A 17,513-nucleotide genomic window follows, 5' to 3' on the forward strand; every position below is an offset into this window, starting at 1 on the left:
GGATCAGAGCGTCCCGTCGCGATAGAAGGCGAACGTCCGCGCGATGCCCTCGCGCAGCGTCGTGAACGGGACGTTGGAGAGAATCTCCCGCAGCGGCCCCTCCGCGATCTCCGGCGCCGAAGGCATCGGCGCGCCTCCGGTCCGGATGTCGCAATCCGGCGCGAGCTCACGCAGCGTCGCAATGACGTCTTCCGGCCTGGCCTGCTCGCCGATCATGTTGAAAACATGCGCGCCGGGGGCGTCGTGCCGCAGCGCGCTTTCATAGGCCGCGGCGACGTCATCGACATAGACGAGCCCCGCCGCGCCCTCATAAGGAAAGACGTAAGCTTCGCCACGCGCCGCAGCCCGGCAAGCCAGCGTGGGCCCTGCGCTCAGGCCGCTTTCGCGCCCCGGCCCGTAGACGACATAGGGCCTGAAGCCGATGCTGGAGAGCCGGTGATCGGCGAAGTAGGCGCGCGCGCTGCCCTCGCAGGCGAGCTTGAACGCGCCATAATGGGAGACCGGAACCGGAAAATCGCCGCTCTGCGGCCCGTAGACGCCGGCGCTGCTGGTGTAGATGACCTTGCCGATGCCGTGGCGCAGAGCCGCCTCGAAGACGTTCAGCGTGCCGATCAGGTTGATCGCGGCGCCGCGGACAGGATCTTCCTTGCAGGCCGGGGTCAGCACACCAGCGAGATGGATGACCGCATCGCAGCCGCGCATGGCGGCCGCGACTGCCTCGGCAGCGGTGATGTCGCCATCGACCCATTCGCAGGCAGCAGCTGCGGGCGCGCCGGCGATCGCCGCGATGGTGTTCCTGTTCTCGACTCGGTCGAAGATCCGGATCCGTTGGCCCTGGCGCGACAGGCGGCGGCAAATCCAGGCGCCCAGAAATCCGGCGCCCCCAGTCAAGAGAACTCGCAATCGCACCTCCCCAAGGCGCAGCCCGGACGTCGACATCTTCGCCCCGGCGCTTTCGAAATGGCTACCCGAAGAAGGGATCCCGCGATCGCCCGTGCGTCAGGCCCGGACTTGCTCCCATTGCCAGGGACAGCTCGCGGGCTGCGTTCAGCAGCAGCGGGGACAGCGAGAGCATCTTTTCTTCGGTCAACCGAATATGCGGGCCGGCGATCACGACGGCACCGACGACCTCATGCGTCTGCGGGTTGCGGATCGGCGCAGCCGTGGCGTTCATCCAGGGCGAGTAGGTCTGGACGACGAGGCTGAAGCCGCGCTTGCGGGTCTGACGCAGATATTTGAGCAGAGCGGCCTGCGTCTGCGGCGCCTTGGGGCCGAACTCTTCGCGCGAGCCGTAGCCCTGCCGCTCGACGAGGGCGATGGCCTCCTCTTCAGGCAGGCAGGACAGCCAGGCATGTCCGCTCGCGGAGCAGGAGAGCCGGCCCGCCTGCCCCATGTCGGGGTCGTAACGCAATCCGAAGGGCGAACCCTGTGACTTTGCCACCCAGACGAGCTCGCGCCCGTCGATCAGCGCAAGGCGGACGAGTTCCGTCGATTCCTGCGCGAGCCGGTCGAGGATCGGCTGGGCAAGGTCGGTGATCCCCGCCCCCGCCAGGAAACTGAAGGCGAGCGACGCGATCTTGGCCGTCAGCTCATAAGTGCCGTGATGGCGCTCCTGCCGCACATAGCCATGGTCGACCAGGCTCGTCAGCACGCGGTGCGTCGCGCTGCGGGGGATCTTCAGCCGGTCCGCGATCTCGAATAGCGGCAGCCCACGTGCATTCAACGCCAGCAGTTCGAGGACGCCGAGCGTGCGCTCCAGCAAGCCGCTCGGCGCCGCATCCGCTTCTTCCAGCCGGGCCTCGTCGTCGATCCGCTTCGCCATGGCGCTACCCAAAATGCATCTCCAGACGTTGTCTCTGGCGTGCCGCCTCCTGAACGGCAAGTGTCACCTTGAGCGTTCGGGTGGCATCGGCCGCATCGATCAGCGGGCGCGCACCATGGCGCGCGATGTCACGAAGATGCTGAAGCTGGCGCAGATAGGGGCTCTCCGGCTGGATCGGAAGCGTCTCCTGGGTGAGGTCGGCGAACCAGCTCTTCTCGCCATCATAGCGCCAATGCTCCAGCCCCGGCAGCGCCAGCGAGCCCTCCGTGCCGGAGATGAAATGCGAATTCACCGGCTTCGCCTGCTTGGGATAGCTCGGCAATTCGCCGGAGGTGAGGTCCCAGCTCCAAGGGGTCACGGCGGTGTCCGACAGGCTCACCGTGACGAGCGCGCCGTTCTGGAGTTCGAGCAAGACCGCAGCCGTGTCCTCGACCGGCAGCCCGCGGACGCGACCGGAGGTCACGGCCTGCACGGCGGCGACCTCGCCGCAGACGAAGCGGATCAGGTCGATCTCGTGGATCAGGTTGATCAGCACCGGTCCGCCGCCAGGTTCGCGGCGCCAGGCGAGGTCGAAATAGGCGTCGTGCTTATAGAAGGTGTAGAGCACGGTGGCGTTCGTCAGCCGCCCGAGCGCCCCGCCCTGGACCATCTCGCGTGCCTTGGCGATGATCGGATTGTGTCTGCGGTGATGTCCGACCAGCACCGGCACGCCTGCACTGGCCGAGGCGGCGGAGAGCTTCTCCCCTTCCGCGACGCTCACGGCGACGGGCTTCTCGATCAGGGCCGGAATGCCGCGGGCGATCGCGGCGAGCCCGATCTCCAGATGGGTCTGGTTGGGCGTAGCGACGATCAGGGCTTCGACCCCGCCCGCATCGAGCAGCGCGTCGTGATCGGGATACCAGGCAAGGCCGCGTTCCCGGCAGTATTGGCGCCCCGCCTCTGTCGGATCGGCGACGCCGGCGACCGACGCGAAATCGCTGCCAGCGATCACATCCGCATGCATGCGGCCAATGGCCCCGGCCCCGACGAGCCCGATCGAAAGCGGCTTCATGGTCTTCCTCCGCGCCGTTTATGTCGCGCAGCGCCGGCCCGCGTCAAGCAAAACCGGAATCAAATTCCATTTTTGAATTTTAGAGTGGAATTCTATTCCAGTTATGCTACAGCCCTCGCTGCCGGTCGGCCCGCCGCAACGGATGGGAAACAAGAAATCGGCTCCGGCAAAGGGAACGCCACAGCAGGGAGGACATCGTGACCGACGCTCGCAAACCAACCTTCAATCGTTCGATCGGGCGCCGTAGCCTGCTTCTCGGCGCGAGCTCGCTCGGTGCCGCCGGACTGATCGCCCCCAGGCTCGGCATGCCCTATATCGGCAACGCCGCCGCGGCCGAGCCGATCAAGATCGGCATGATCTGGGCCAAGACCGGCAACATCGTCGACCAGGCGGAATATCTCGCACAGGGCGGCATGCTCGCTCTGGAACAGCGCAACAACACCCTGCTGGGCCGGCCGGCCGAGATCGTCTGGCTCGACGAGCCCAATCCGCAAGGCGCCCAGCAGAACGCCGAGCGGCTGGTCGGCGAGCACAAGGTCGCCGGCATCGTCGGCGGCGCGCTGAGCTCGTTCGCGCTGGCGATCTCGTCCGTCGCCAACAAGGCGAAGATTCCCTATGTCGCGGCGAACGCGGCGGCAGGCGAGATCACCGGCAAGTCCTGCAACAAGTACACCTTCCGGCTGCAGCCGCCGGTCGAGGTGCACACGCGCGTTCTCGCACCCTATTGCAAGGACATCGGCAAGAAATGGTATCTCCTGACCGCCGCCTATGCGTTCGGCCAGGACATCAAACGCTCCTTCGAGGAGTATGCGAAGGCCAACGGCATCACCATCGTCGGCGCCGACGAGGTGCCGGTCAGCACGCCGGACTACAGCTCCTTCATCCTGAAGATCCGCGCCGCCAAGCCCGACGTGGTCATCGGCGGCATCTCGGCGAGCGACCTCACCACCTTCCTGAAGCAGTGGAACGAGCTCGGCATGCGCGGACGCATCCCCTTCGCGGAGATCTCGGTCGGCAACACCGATCTGTGGGGCGTCGGGCCGGAAGCCGCCGACGGGCTCTACACCCTGACCTGGTACTACAAGAACCCGAACAACCCGCCCGAAGAGCAGGCCATGGCGGCGGCCTATGAGAAGAAATACAACCGCCCGGCCGCCGACAAGGCCTGGATGGGCTGGCTCGGCATGAAATCCCTGCTCGATTCGATCGAGGCCGCCAAGTCGACGGATTCGGCCGCGATCGTCGCCGCGCTGGAGAAATGGCGCGTCAAGCGCGGCGATCTCGACACCGGCTATCGCAGCTTCGACCACCAGATGGTGAACCGTCTGCTGGTCGCCGGCATCAAGCCGAAGATCACCGACAAATGGGATTATTTCGACATCAAGGCGGAGCTGCCGAAAACCCAGGCCGACATTGATACGGCCTTCGGTAGCCAGGCCGACAGCGCCTGCAAGATGACAGGCTGACGCTGCGGCTCGCCGCCGGGGTCCATGCGGATCCCGGCTTCCTTCCTTCGCGCCTTTGCGGGAGCGTCCGCATGCTGGACATGATCCTGTCCCAGACCGTCAACGGTCTGGTCCTCGGCTTCCTTTACGTTCTGATCGCAGTCGGGCTGTCGATCATCTTCGGCCTGCTCGGCATCGTGAATTTCGCCCATGGCGCGTTCTTCGCGCTCGGTGCCTATTTCGCCCTGGTGCTCGCCCGCGAATTCGGCTGGTGGGCGGCCCTGCTGGCGCCGCTCCTGACCGGCGTGGTCGGCATGATCGTCGAGGTCGTGCTGATCCGACACCTCTACGGCAAGGAGCCGCTGCTCGGCCTGATCCTGACCTTCGCGCTGGCGCTGCTGGTGGAGGCGATCCTGCGCATGGTCTTCGGCGGCGCGCCCCTACCCTTCAGTGCGCCGCGCTTCCTGTCCGGCTTCGTCGAATATGGCCCGATCCTGCTGACCAAGTACCGGCTCTTCGTGCTGGTGGTCACGGTGGCGGCGCTCGTCGCCTTCTGGGCCTTCCTGACCTACACGCCCTTCGGCCGCATCATCCGCGCCGGTTCGCGCGACGCCGAGATGGTGGGGCTTCTCGGCATCAACCTGCCGGTCGTGTTCAGCTTCGTCTTCGGCATCGGCTGCCTGCTCGCCGGCCTCGCCGGTTTGCTCGCGGCGCCGCTGTGGACGGTGACGCCCTCCATGGCCGCGAGCGCGATCATGCCGGCCTTCGTCATCGTCACCATCGGGGGCCTCGGCTCCTATGCGGGGGCCATTATCGCCGGCCTGCTCGTCGGCATCACCGTCGCCATGACCATCCAGTTCCAGCCGGAATGGGCGGGGGCGGCCATGTATGTGCTGATGGCGGCGATCCTGCTCGTACGTCCCCGCGGCCTCTTCGGTGAAAAATGGGAGCGCTTCGAATGAGCCTTCGCGCCCTGCTCACGCATCCGGTTCTCTGGGTCGGCCTCGTCCTCTGCGGCCTGACGGCGCTGTGGCTTGCGCTCGGCGCTCCGGTCGGCCTCATCACCCAGATCGCGATCTACACGCTGTACGGCATGGGGGTGAACCTGCTCGTCGGCTATACCGGGCTCGTTCCCTTCGGAGCCTCCGTCTTCTTCGGCTGCGCCAGCTATGCCGCCGCCTTCTTCGTGCTCGGACGGATCTCGGGCGACCTCGGCGGCATCGTGCTGTCGGCCTTGTTCTCTCTGGTGCTCGGCCTCGTGCTCGGTGCGCTGATCCTGCGGCGCAAAGGGCTCTACTTCTCGCTGCTGACGCTGGCCTGCTCGCAGATCGCCTTCGAGATCGCCTTCAAATGGACCGCCGTCACCGGCGGCGAGAACGGGCTCCAGGGCGTCGCGCGCCCGACTTTCCCCAGCGACCTCGGCTTCCACGGCTTCGTCATCGCCTGCGTTCTCGTCGCCGTCTGGCTGCTCTGGCGCATCATGCATGCCCCCTTCGGCCGGGCGCTGCAGGCTGTGCGCGACAATGAGCAGCGCGCCCGCAGCCTCGGCTTCAACGTCTATCTGCTGAGACTCGGCGCCTTCGTGCTGATGGCCGGCTTCGTCGGCTTCGCCGGCGCACTGCTGACCTTCCTGCTGCAGGGCGTCTATGCCAACAATCTGAGCTGGCAGCATGCGGGCGACGCCCTGCTGATGACCGTGCTCGGTGGCGTGCATCACTTCCTCGGCCCGCTCTGGGGAGCGATCAGCTTCATCATCCTGGAGAACCGCCTCTCGGCCATCACCGAGAACTGGTGGCTGATCTTCGCGCCGATCCTGATCCTGTTCGCGCTGCTCTCGCCGGAGGGCATCATGGGCCTGGTGCAGCGCGTCTTCGGGCGCCAGCGCTGGACGCTGACGCGCAACACCATTCCACCGCGTCCGGTGGCGATCGAACCCTATGTCAGCGCTGCCCAAGCGATGGATCCCGACAAGCCGATCCTTGAGACGCGCAAGCTCTCCAAGCAGTTCGGCAGCCTCGTCACCGCCAAGGAGATCGACCTTCAGGTCCGGCCCTTCGTGCTGCACTCGATCATCGGCCCCAACGGCGCCGGCAAGACAACCTTCTACAACATGCTGACCGGCGTGCTGCCGCCGAGCGCAGGCCAGGTGTTCTTCGAGGGACATGACATCACCAAGCTGCCGATGCATGCCCGCGCCCGGCTCGGCATCGCCCGCTCCTTCCAGATCCTCTCGATCTTCCCGAACCTGACCGTGTTCGAAAATGTCCGGATCGCGGTCCAGGCCCAGCACCGCGGCGCCCGCGGCCTGCTGCGCGACGCCCATGCCGACGCGGCGGTCAATGCCCGCACCTGGTCGCTGCTCGACGCAGTCGGCCTCGTCGACCATGCGGCCGAGCCAAGCCAGGATCTCCCCCACGGCGCAAAGCGCCTGCTCGAGATCGCCGTGACGCTGGCGATCGAGTCGAAGCTGCTCCTGCTCGATGAGCCGCTCGCTGGCCTCGCCGAGGCGGACCGCATCGTCGTCGCCGACCTCATCCAGCGGCTGACGCAGCGCCATGCCGTGCTGCTGATCGAGCACGACATCGACCGGGTGCTCGCGATCTCCGACCGCATCTCGGTACTCCATCAGGGCCGGATGATCGCGGACGGCAAGCCCGCCGATGTCGCACGCAACCCCGAGGTCATCGCCGCCTATCTCGGCGCGGCCAAGGATGGCGAGCGGGCGACGGCGCCTGCCGTGGACCGCTCCGCGGCCAAGGCCGATGCCGTGCTGCTGGAGGCCAAGGACCTCGCCGTCGGCTATAGCGGCAGCACCGTCCTTTCCGGCGTCGATATCACGATCCGTGAGGGCGAGGCCGTGGCCCTGCTCGGCCGCAACGGCGTCGGCAAGACGACACTGCTGCGGGCGCTCACCGGCAGTCTCCCGCTCGACCGTGGTTCGATCCGCTTCGCCGGAGCCGATTTGCGCAAGCTCCGGCCCTTCGAGATCAACCGGCTCGGCATCTCGCTGGTGCCAGAGGGGCGGCGCCTGTTCCCGAACCTGACCGTGACCGAGAACCTGCTGCTCGCCCAACGCCCCGGCGGGATCAGCCTGGAGGAGGCCTTTGCCCTCTTCCCGCGCCTCAAGACGCGCCAGGCGGCGAAGGCGGAGAACCTGTCCGGCGGCGAGCGCCAGATGGTCGCGATCGCCCGCGCGCTGATGGTGCCCAGCAAGCTCGTGCTGCTCGACGAACCGTTCGAGGGGCTGGCGCCGGCCGTCGTCAACGAGGTGATGGAGGCGCTGGTCAAGCTGCGCGGCCGCGTCGCCATGGTCATCGTCGAGCATCATGCCGAGCTGGTGCTGCCGATCGCCGACCGCGCCTATGTGCTGGTCAACGGCCAGGTGGCGTTCGCGGGCGATGCCACGGAACTCGAACATGACGAGGCCACGCAGGCGCGCCTGCTCGGCGTCGTCGAAACCGCACCGCAATGCGCCGCCTGACGGCGGCGCGTCAGGATCCGAGGAAAACGCCATGGACTTCCAGATCACCGGGGCGACCCGCCTCAACGTCATCGTCGGCGAACCGATCGCGCAGGTGAAGTCGCCCGCCGGCATGACCGCTGCCTTCGCCGAGCGCGGCCATGACGGCATCGTCGCCCCGGTGCGAGTCGCGCCCGAGCATCTCGATGCCTTCCTGAAAGCCGCCGATCATCTGCCTAACCTCGACGGCATCATTGTCACCGTCCCGCATAAATTCGCTTGCTGCCGGCACTGCGCCAGCACGAGCGAACGCAGCGAGGTTCTCGGCTCGGTCAACATCATGCGCCGCCGCAAGGATGGCGCCTGGCATGGCGACATCGTCGACGGGCTCGGCTTCGTCGGCGCGGTCAAGGCCAATGGCGGCGAGCCGGAAGGCAAGCGCGCGCTGCTGATTGGCGCCGGCGGTGCTGGCTCGGCGATTGCGCTCGCCCTCGTCGATGCCGGCGTCAGCGAACTCGCGATCCACGACGCGGATACGGCGCGGCGCGACGGGCTGATCGAGAGGCTCAACCGCGGCAAGGCCAAGGTCTTCGCCGGCTCGCCCGATCCCACCGGCTTCGGCCTCGTCGCCAATGCCACGCCGGCCGGCATGAAGCCGGGCGATGCGCTGCCGATCGAGGTCGACAAGCTCTCGCCCGGAACCTTCGTCGGTTGCGTCATCACCGTCCCGGCCGTTTCCCCGCTGATCGAGGCGGCGCGGGCGCGTGGCTGCCGCACCTCGACGGGTACGCAGATGTATCAGGCGCTGCAGAACGCGATGGTCGAGTTCCTGCTCGCCGGCGAGCGGATCGGCTGAGGCTTGGAGTCTGTCATGATGGCTGACGTTCTGATCGGGCCAAAAGGCCCGAGAGCAAGGAGGAGCCCGCCGCCCGATGCCCTGCGGCATCGGGCAAGGGACCGACACGGCTGTCGGGCCTTTTCGCCCGACCCCGAAAGGGCGCGGGCCTTTTGGGCGGCGGGTGCGTCGCGTGGCCTTGCGAACCGGGCGGTTTGCTGCGGCCACGCTCCTGCCCGCCGACCAAAATGCCCTGCGTCAGAACGTCAGCCATCATGAATACAGACCCTAGAGCCATGTTCACGACGCTGAAGGCCCTGCCGGAGCAGCCGGAATACGATCTCGTCGTCGTCGGCTCGGGCGCCGCCGGCCTGTCCGCGGCGGTGTTCGCCGCGATCGAGGGGCGCTCCGTCCTCGTGATCGAGCGGACGGACCATGTCGGCGGGACGAGCGCGCTTTCCGCCGCCACGACCTGGATCCCCAACTCGATGCATGCGGAGAAGGTCGCGACCGGCGACAGCCTCGAGAAGGCCGCCCGCTTTCTCGACCGCGTGGTTGGCAACCGCACCTCATCCCGGCTACGCGACGCCTTCCTGCGTGCCGGCCCCGAGGCGATCGCCACGCTCGAGAGCCGCACGGATGTGCATTTCCGGCCCTATGCGACGCATCCCGACTATGAATCGGATGTCGAGGGCTCGACGCTGCGCGGGCGGGCGCTGGAGCCCGTCCCGTTCGACGGCCGGCAGCTCGGCGCGGATATCGACCGCATCCGTCCACCGATCCCGGAATTCACGCTGTTCGGCGGCATGATGATCGACCGCACCGATATCGGCCACCTGCTCAACCTGCGCAAATCCTGGACCTCGTTCCGGCATGCTGCGGGCATCATCGGCCGCTACGGGCTCGACCGCCTGCATGGGCAGCGCGGCACGCGGCTCGTCATGGGCAATGCCCTGATCGGCAGCCTTCTGCTGACCTTGAAGAAGCATGGCGGCACGGTGCTGACCACCTGCTCGGCGGACGAACTGCTGACCGGACCGGAGGGCGTCGCCGGCGTGGCAGCCGTGCAGGGCGATATCCGCCGCCGGATCAAGGCCCGTCTAGGCGTGGTGCTCGCGGCCGGCGGCTATAACCGCCACCCGCAGCGGCGCGGCGAGATGCTCAACGCGCCTGTGCCCTCGCTCAGCCCCGCTGCGCCTGGCCATACCGGCGCAATGCAGGACCTCGCGCTCAAGCTCGGAGCACATTTCGGCGAGAGCAATCTCGACAACGCCTATTGGGCGCCGGTCTCGACCCGCAAGCGCCCTGACGGCACTGCCGCCGTCTTCCCGCATTTCGTGCTCGACCGCAGCAAGCCGGGCACCGTCTGCGTCGACCAGAGCGGCCGGCGCTTCGTCAACGAATCGACCTCCTACCACCTGTTCAGCCGCGCGATGTTCGAGGCCAACCGCAGCCGGCCGACCATCCCCTGCTGGATCATCACCGATGCCGAGGGCTTGCGCCGCTACGGGCTCGGCATGGTGCGCATGGGCACGAAAAACCTGCAGCCCTTCCTTGCCGATAGCTACCTCGTCCAAGGCGCAACGATTGCAGAGCTCGCCGGCAAGATCGGCGCCGATCCGGCCGCGCTGTCCGAGACCATCGCCCATATGAACGAGTACGCCCGCACGGGCGTCGATCCAGAGTTCGGCCGCGGCACCACCGACTATCATCGTGTCAACGGCGACGCCTCGCGCGGCTTCCCCAATCCGACGCTGGGACCTATCGCGACCGCCCCCTTCTATGCGGTCAAGCTGACGCCGGGCGACATCGGCGCCGCGACGGGTCTCGTCATCGATGAGGATGCGCAGGTGCTGGGCGAAGGCGACCGCCCCATCGGCCGGCTCTATGCCTGCGGCAACGAGGCGAACTCGATCATGGGCGGCACCTATCCGGGGCCCGGCATCACCATCGGCCCGGCGATCACCTTCGCCTTTCGCGCGGTGCGCCACGCGCTCGGCAACAACATGTCGTCGCGGGCTTCCGCGCCGGAGCATGCCGCCTGATGAAGCAAGCCTTGCCGCAATCCTGCGACCTGCTGGTGATCGGCTCCGGGGCCGGCGGCCTCGCTGCAGCCGTCACCGCGGCGGCGCTCGGCCTCGATGTCGTCGTCATCGAGAAGGAAAGCCAGTTCGGCGGGACCACCGCATGGTCGGGCGGCTGGATGTGGCTTCCGCGCAATCCGCTCGCGCAGGCCGCCGGCATCGAGGAGGACGAAGAGACGATCCGCACCTATCTGCGCCATGAGCTCGGTGCGGATTACGACGAGGCCTTCGTCACGACGCTGCTGGAACAGGGGCCGCGCATGGTCGCCTTCTTCCAGCGTGAGACGGCCGTCGACTTCATCGACGGCAACCTGATCCCGGATTTCCACGGCAAGAGCCCCGGCGCCGGCTCCGGCGGTCGCTCGCTCTGCGCCAAGCCGTTCGACGGGCGCGAACTGGGAGCGCGGCTCAAGAATCTGCGGCCGCCGCTCGACGAAGTGGCGCCCTTCGGCATGAACATCGCTTCGGGAACCGATCTGCGGCATTTCCTCAATGCCACGCGCAAGCTCCCGTCCTTCTTCCATGTCCTGCGCCGCCTCGCCCGGCATTTCGCCGACCGCGCCCGGCATGGCCGTGGCCAGCATCTGGTCAACGGCAATGCACTCGCTGCGCGGCTGCTGAAATCGGCCGATGATCTCGGCGTTATCCTGCAGAGCAGCACGGCAGCCATCGAATTGCTGCGCGACGGCGAGCAGATCGCCGGCGCCATCGTCGAAGCGGGCGGCCGCCGACAGGCGATCCGAGCCTCGCGCGGCGTGGTGCTCGCCACCGGCGGCTTTCCGCATGACACAGCGCGCAAGGCCGAACTGTTCCCGCACGCACCGACGGGGCGCGAGCACTGGTCGGCCGCGCCCGGTTCCAACACCGGGGATGGGATACGACTCGGCGAGAGCGTCGGTGGCCATCTCGAAACAGATCTGCCCAATGCCGGAGCCTGGGCGCCGGTCTCGCTCGTGCCCAAGCCGGACGGCAAGACCGGGCACTTTCCGCATCTGATCGAGCGGGCCAAGCCTGGCGCGATCATGGTGCGTCGCGACGGGCGCCGCTTCTGCAACGAGGCGGATTCCTACCATGACGTGATGCAGGCGCTCTTCGCCGCCACGCCTTCCGGCGAGCCGGCGGAGTGCTGGCTCGTCTGCGACCACGGCTTCCTGCGTCGCTACGGCCTGGGCCGGGTCCGCCCGCGCCCCTTTCCAATCGGAGCGTGGCTGAGCAACGGCTATCTGAAGCGCGGCCGCACGGCCGAAGCGCTGGCAGAAGCCTGCGGCATCAACGCGGCCGGGTTTGCCGCGACGCTCGCCGCCTACAACCGCGACGCCGCGCAGGGGCTCGACCCCGCCTTCGGCCGCGGCGATACGCCCTATAACCGGGTGCAGGGCGATCCCGAGCACCAGCCCAACCCTTGCGTCGCGCCGATCGGCCCCGCCCCCCTCTACGCGGTCAAGATCGTCGCCGGCAGCCTCGGCACCTTCGCCGGCCTCAGGACGGATGCCAGCGCCCGCGTGCTCGGGCCGGGCGATGCGCCGATTCCGGGGCTCTATGCGGTGGGCAACGACATGTCGAGCATGATGGCGGGGCGCTACCCGGCCGGCGGCATCACGCTCGGGCCCGCCATGACCTTCGGCTACGTCGCCGCCCATCACGCCAGCGGCGTGCCTCTCGCCAATAATCGCTCCTGACCGATGGGAAGACAGATCATGCGCTACGAAATCGCCACCCTCACCGTCCGCCTCGGCAAGGCCGCCTCCGCCATCGCCGCGATCGATGCCGCCCTCAAGGAAAGCGGCGCGAAGGGGCGGCTGCTCGGCTGCTGGACCAGTGAGATCGGCCGGCTCAACCAGATCTTCGTACTGCGCGGCTTCGCCGACGACGTCGAACTCCGGCAGGAGCGCGAGCGGATGCTCGCCAGCGGCAATCCTTTCGGCTGCGGCGAGGATGTGGAGGCGCTCGACTTCGACAGCTATGCGCCCTTCCCCTTCCTGCCGCCCGTCACGCCCGGCAAGTTCGGCTCGGTCTACGAGATCCGCACCTATATGCTGAAGCATGGCGGCGTGCCGCCGACGATCGCGGCCTGGGAGGCTGCCGTGCCCGCTCGCGTCGCGCTCTCCCCCCTCGTCATCGCCATGTACGCGCTCGATGGGCCGGCGCGCTTCACCCATATCTGGCCCTTCGCCAGCCTCGACCACCGCGCCGCGGTCCGGGCCGATTCCGTGGCCAAGGGCATCTGGCCGCCGAAGGGCGGGCCGCAATGGCTGACCGGCGAGATGTACTCAACGATCGCGCTGCCGACCGCGATCTCCCCGCTCGCCTGATCCGGAGCGCTGGACATGCCGATGATCTCGCTCGCCTACCTCACCACCGTGCCGCTCGCCCCGCCGGACGCGGTCCGTCTCGCAGCCGAGCTCGGCTATGACGCCGTCGGCCTGCGCGCCCTGCCGGCGGCTCCCGGCGGCGACGCGAGCCCCTTGATCGAGGACGCCTCCCTAAGGGCCGAAACGCGGAGGGCGATCGCCTCGGGCGTGCCGGTCTTCGACATGGAGATCGTCCGGCTGGCAGCGGATTTCACGGTCGAGAGGTTCCGGCCCTTCCTCGAACTCTGCGGCGAACTCGGCGTCCGCGCGATCCTGACTGCCGGAGACGACCCCGACGAGTCCCGCCTGACCGCCTCATACGCCGCCTTCTGCGAAGCGGCCGCGCCCTATAACCTCACAGCCGATCTCGAATTCATGCCCTGGACCCGCGTGCCGGACGCATGTGCGGCCCTGCGTATCGTCACCGCCGCGGGGCAGCCGAACGGACGCGTCCTAGTCGATGCACTCCACGCCGGCCGCTCGCGCACGACGCTTGCCGACATCGCTGCCATCCCGGCCGCACGGCTGAGCTATGCCCAGATCTGCGACGCGTCCGGCGAAATTCCGACGACCGACGAAGGCCTGATCCACACGGCCCGGCAGGCGCGGCTGCTGCCCGGCGAAGGCGGCATCGATCTCACCGGCATCTTCGCTCAGCTTCCGCCCGATCTGCCGATCAGCGTCGAGGTCCCGAACCTGAAACGCGCCGCCGAGCTCGGCATACGCAGTTGGGCGCGGGAGGCGCGGGAGGCAACACGAGCGATGCTCGCCATACGCGACCAAGCGATCCAGAACGGTGCCTCGCTGCGGTCGCTCGACAACGATCGACGAGACGCAGCCTCCGTCGCATCGCCTCAATGTCCGCCTCGATCGTGATAGGCTCGCGCCGTCGAATGCGGCGCTGGTCCGTCGGATCGTCGCGCTGTGCCCCGAACATGGGCGCCACCCCGCCGCGGTGGCGGAGGCGCGCGCCCTCCTGCCCCTCCCCGCAGCCGCCTGACGGAGGCACGATGTCATGAGTCGTCTGATCCTTCCCTATGCGGCGCCCGATGGCGGCCAGCCGAGCTCGCTGTTCCCGGATTATCGCTCGACGGTGGCGCGCAGCCCGCGCCATCAGCCGATCGCGATCCCGCAGACGCTGACCGAGGTGACCGGCCCGAGCGACTGGTCCCGGCTGATGGGGCCGGCGATGGCCGACCTCACCACCCAGCACAAGGCCGAGCCGCAGGGCCAGCGCATCGTCGTGACCGGCCGCGTGCTCGACGAGGACGGCCGGCCCGTGCCCAACACCGTCGTCGAGATCTGGCAGGCCAATGCCGCCGGCCGCTACATCCACGCCAAGGACGATTGGCCGGCGCCGCTCGACCCGAACTTCACCGGCGTCGGCCGCGTCGTCACCGACGGTGAGGGCCGCTATCGCTATGTCACGATCCGGCCCGGCGCCTATCCCTGGGGCAACCACAAGAACGCCTGGCGCCCGGCCCATATCCATCTCTCGCTGCTCGGGCCGGCCTTCGCGACGCGGCTGGTCACGCAGATGTATTTCCCCGACGATCCGCTGATCGAGATCGATCCGATCGCCAACGCCGTGCCGATGCCCTATCGCCAGCGCATGGTCTCGCGCTTCGACATCGGCACCACCGTGCCGAACTGGGCGCTGGGCTATGTCTTCGACATCGTGCTCAAGGGCCGCGACCAGACGCCGTTCGAGGACGAGCATGATGACGACCACTGATCTCGAAACCCGCAACGCCGCGCCGCGGCCCGACAATCAGGATGCGGCGCTGTTCGGCCAGACGCCGTGGCAGACGGTCGGCCCGTATTTCCATTACGGCCTGCCCTGGAAGGGCGGCGCCGATCTGGTCGAGCGCTCGGAGATGGGGGCCCGGCCCGACCTGATGCCGCCGGAGCATTTCCTGCTCTCGGGCTCGAATGTCTCGGGCACGCCGGAGGGCGAGGTCATCGCGCTCGCCGGCTGCGTCTACGATGCCGCGGGCAAGCCGATCGAGGACGCGATGATCGAGATCTGGCAGGCCAATGCCGCCGGCCGCTATGCCAGCCCGGACGATCTGCGCGAGGAGGTGGCGCTCGACCGGCATTTCGTCGGCTTCGGCCGCGCCTCGACCGACAAGGACGGGGTCTACCGCTTCCGCACCATCCGGCCCGGCCGCGTGCCCGGCCCCGGCAACAGCCTGCAGGCGCCGCATATCGCGCTCTCGGTCTTCGGCCGCGGCCTGCTGAAGCGGCTGCCGACCCGGCTCTACTTCGCCGATGGCGCGGGCAACGAGACCGACCCGATCCTCAACCTGGTGCCGGAGGCGCGCCGCCGCACCCTGATCGCCCAGCGCCAGCCGGACGGGACCTGGTGGCTCGACATCAACCTCGCCGGCGAAAACGAGACCGTCTTCTTCGATATGTGAGACGAGAGGTGCAAGCACCGCGCCGGGAGCGAGCGGGCTGGGCGACTTCTACCATGACGCCTTTGCGGCCCGCATGGCGGCGGACTTCGCCGCGCCGGGCGGCCCCTCGCAGGGACTAAGGAGGTCGACAATTCAGAGTTGCCGCCTCCACGCAACAGGGCGAGGACGGCCGGTCACAATCAATCCTTGAGCACCGGACCGGCATTCCCTGGACACGGCGTTCGCAACCCTTTGAGGCGCGCTAAGGCGGGTCTCGAAGGTGGCACACATGCCGGGAAGGTTCGCAATCTCGCGTTTGCTAGAGCATGCTGCGTTTTCACGGAATCGCGGGTCATCCCGGCCGGAGCGAAGCGGAGAGCCGGGATCCATGCCTGAACCTCGATCGGAAACGCTCCGGCATGGATCCCGGGTCAAGCCCGGGATGATGGCGTGTTGCCGAGCAAAAATCAGCAGGCTCTAGCTGGCGGCCAGCTTCTCGAAGGCGATTCCGATTGAGGTATGATCCTGCCACATCACCTGCGCAACGCGTTCGGGCCCGGTGACGGCTGAGGTCAAACGAATCTCTCCTTCCAGCTCCAAACCAGCCGGGACGCGAAGCTTGGCTCCTCCGTCCGATATGTCACGGATGATGCAGCTATAGGTGACCCCGCTGCTCGTCCGGATCTTGGCCGTCTCCACCAACCGTCGACGTTCGGAGCGGCGTGCTTGGGATGTCTTCATGGCCGGGCTGATATCAAGGCAATCGTTCTTCAAGGATGAATTGGCTTGTTTGAATTCGATTCGTGCAGCCGATCTCCGCCCTTTTCCACAAGCGGTTTCGGCGGCGGCGATCGAGGACAAGAGCACGCTACCAGCGTTCTTTCCCCGCATAAAGCGACAGTGCCCGGCAGCAAGAAGCAGATTTCGGCTTCTGAAAGGGCTGTATGGCGTCAGCCCTGCCCGAGCGGCCTCTGCCAGATGCCACCCGTGAGCGGGCCGAAGACATGCGTTCATTCCAGCATCATCGACCAGCGAAGCTAGCGAAACCGATCGAGCGGGGGGAGGATGCGGAGCAGTTCCTCCTGCCGATCCTGCAAACTCGGCGGAAAGATCAGCCGCGTCCCCAGGTTCTCGCGCGTCTCGTCGATCAGAAAGCCGGGACCGTCCGTCGCGATCTCGATCAGCAATCCGTCAGGGCCGCGAAAGTAGATCGAGCGGAAATAATTGCGGTCCTTGACCGGGCTGGCGCTGATTCCGAAGCGCTCCTTGAGCGCTTCCGCCATGGTGGCCAGATCAGCCTCGTCCCTCGCCCGGAAGGCGACATGATGGATCGCTCCCGCTCCGAGCCTGGGGCGTTGCCGGTCGTTCCGCTGATGCAGGCAAAACCAGCCGCCCGCATCGCCATGCGCAGAGAATTCGATCCAATCGGCTTCGCGTCGCATTTCGGCGAAACCCAGAACATCGGTGAGAATTCGTGTCATCAATGCCGTCCCGCGCAGGCTCAATGACACGCCGCGGAGCGCCCGGATGGCGAAAGCCGGAGGGATATCAGGCAGTGACCAGATCGCCCCGGAGGCAAGCTCGGAAGCAACCAGCGTCAGCGGCGCGTGATCGGGATCCTCGAAGCTCAGCTGAGGGGCTCCACCCGGCGCCCGCCCGCGCCGGAACGAGACACCGGAGGCAATGAGCCGCCTTTCCCACCAACCGATCGCCTCCGGGGCAATGGCGAAGGATACATGCTCGCCGCCGTTTGGCCGCTCGGTGGCCGCGGCCGCGCTCGACCACGAAAAAAACGAGAGGCTGCCTCCCGGCGCGCCCTCCGCCTGGCCGTAAATGAGGTGATAGGCGCCCGGATCCTCGTGCGTCACCGTCCGCTTGACCAAGCGAAGGCCGAGGACCCGCGTATAGAAATCGAGATTCCGCACTGCGTCCGTGGCGATTGCCGTGACATGATGCAATCCCCGCCCGGTCATGCCCGCGATCCTGCGCCATAACGGCGTCGCTTTTCAGAAGCCAGGGCCCGGTTGCGGCTTGATATCCCATCCGTCGCCCGCACGGCGATTCGA

General features: G+C 67.5%; 16 protein-coding genes. 11 read left to right on the forward strand and 5 right to left on the reverse strand.

Annotated features, from left to right (window positions below):
* Nucleotides 1-3 precede the first annotated feature (3 nt).
* From FQV39_RS13625 to FQV39_RS13635, 3 genes are all read right to left on the reverse strand, one after another.
* A complete protein-coding gene (locus FQV39_RS13625; protein ID WP_149130783.1) occupies nt 4-903 on the reverse strand; it encodes an NAD-dependent epimerase/dehydratase family protein in 900 nt (299 codons plus the stop codon).
* A gap of 61 nt (nt 904-964) precedes the next feature.
* Nucleotides 965-1,822, reverse strand: coding sequence for an IclR family transcriptional regulator (locus FQV39_RS13630; RefSeq protein WP_149130784.1), 858 nt, complete (start codon nt 1,820-1,822; stop codon nt 965-967).
* Nucleotides 1,823-1,826: 4 nt separating this feature from the next.
* On the reverse strand, nt 1,827-2,873 hold the full coding sequence (locus tag FQV39_RS13635; RefSeq protein ID WP_149130785.1) for a Gfo/Idh/MocA family protein: 1,047 nt from the start codon (nt 2,871-2,873) through the stop codon (nt 1,827-1,829).
* Between the two features lie 197 nt (nt 2,874-3,070).
* On the opposite strand from FQV39_RS13635, the gene FQV39_RS13640 reads away from it, so the two are divergent.
* From FQV39_RS13640 to pcaG, 11 genes are all read left to right on the forward strand, one after another.
* The gene (locus FQV39_RS13640; RefSeq protein WP_248313362.1) at nt 3,071-4,339 is read left to right on the forward strand and encodes an ABC transporter substrate-binding protein; all 1,269 of its coding nucleotides are present in this window, start codon (nt 3,071-3,073) and stop codon (nt 4,337-4,339) included.
* 71 nt (nt 4,340-4,410) lie between these two features.
* Nucleotides 4,411-5,280 (forward strand): branched-chain amino acid ABC transporter permease, encoded by an 870-nt coding sequence (locus tag FQV39_RS13645; RefSeq protein WP_149130787.1) that lies wholly within the window; start codon nt 4,411-4,413, stop codon nt 5,278-5,280.
* Nucleotides 5,277-7,799, forward strand: a complete 2,523-nt coding sequence (locus tag FQV39_RS13650; protein ID WP_149130788.1) for a branched-chain amino acid ABC transporter ATP-binding protein/permease — start codon at nt 5,277-5,279, stop codon at nt 7,797-7,799. Before FQV39_RS13645 ends, FQV39_RS13650 begins: the two co-directional genes overlap by 4 nt.
* Nucleotides 7,800-7,830: 31 nt before the next feature.
* Nucleotides 7,831-8,634: a shikimate dehydrogenase family protein gene (locus FQV39_RS13655; RefSeq protein ID WP_149130789.1), complete on the forward strand. Its 804-nt coding sequence runs from the start codon at nt 7,831-7,833 to the stop codon at nt 8,632-8,634.
* 275 nt (nt 8,635-8,909) lie between these two features.
* Nucleotides 8,910-10,658 (forward strand): FAD-dependent oxidoreductase, encoded by a 1,749-nt coding sequence (locus tag FQV39_RS13660; RefSeq protein ID WP_187640279.1) that lies wholly within the window; start codon nt 8,910-8,912, stop codon nt 10,656-10,658.
* Nucleotides 10,658-12,376, forward strand: a complete 1,719-nt coding sequence (locus FQV39_RS13665) for an FAD-dependent oxidoreductase (protein ID WP_149130791.1) — start codon at nt 10,658-10,660, stop codon at nt 12,374-12,376. Before FQV39_RS13660 ends, FQV39_RS13665 begins: the two co-directional genes overlap by 1 nt.
* A gap of 18 nt (nt 12,377-12,394) precedes the next feature.
* On the forward strand, nt 12,395-13,009 hold the full coding sequence (locus tag FQV39_RS13670) for an NIPSNAP family protein (protein ID WP_149130792.1): 615 nt from the start codon (nt 12,395-12,397) through the stop codon (nt 13,007-13,009).
* Nucleotides 13,010-13,024: 15 nt separating this feature from the next.
* A complete protein-coding gene (locus FQV39_RS13675; protein ID WP_149130793.1) occupies nt 13,025-13,924 on the forward strand; it encodes a sugar phosphate isomerase/epimerase family protein in 900 nt (299 codons plus the stop codon).
* Nucleotides 13,845-14,048, forward strand: coding sequence for a 3-keto-5-aminohexanoate cleavage protein (locus tag FQV39_RS13680; RefSeq protein WP_149130794.1), 204 nt, complete (start codon nt 13,845-13,847; stop codon nt 14,046-14,048). Before FQV39_RS13675 ends, FQV39_RS13680 begins: the two co-directional genes overlap by 80 nt.
* 15 nt (nt 14,049-14,063) lie before the next feature.
* Entirely contained in the window at nt 14,064-14,783 is a 720-nt protein-coding gene (gene pcaH / locus FQV39_RS13685; RefSeq protein WP_149130795.1) for a protocatechuate 3,4-dioxygenase subunit beta, read from the forward strand.
* Nucleotides 14,767-15,468 carry a protocatechuate 3,4-dioxygenase subunit alpha gene (gene pcaG / locus FQV39_RS13690; protein ID WP_248313363.1) on the forward strand — a complete coding sequence of 234 codons (702 nt, stop codon included), beginning with the start codon at nt 14,767-14,769 and terminating at the stop codon, nt 15,466-15,468. The genes pcaH and pcaG overlap by 17 nt, the downstream gene beginning before the upstream one ends.
* Nucleotides 15,469-15,924: 456 nt before the next feature.
* Here the strand turns inward: pcaG and FQV39_RS13695 are convergent, their stop codons facing one another.
* A complete protein-coding gene (locus FQV39_RS13695; RefSeq protein ID WP_187640280.1) occupies nt 15,925-16,308 on the reverse strand; it encodes a PilZ domain-containing protein in 384 nt (127 codons plus the stop codon).
* Between the two features lie 176 nt (nt 16,309-16,484).
* Nucleotides 16,485-17,420, reverse strand: a complete 936-nt coding sequence (locus FQV39_RS13700; RefSeq protein WP_149130797.1) for a VOC family protein — start codon at nt 17,418-17,420, stop codon at nt 16,485-16,487.
* Between the last annotated feature and the right edge of the window lie 93 nt (nt 17,421-17,513).

The sequence above is a fragment of the Bosea sp. F3-2 genome, from assembly GCF_008253865.1.
Taxonomy (GTDB): Bacteria; Pseudomonadota; Alphaproteobacteria; order Rhizobiales; family Beijerinckiaceae; genus Allobosea.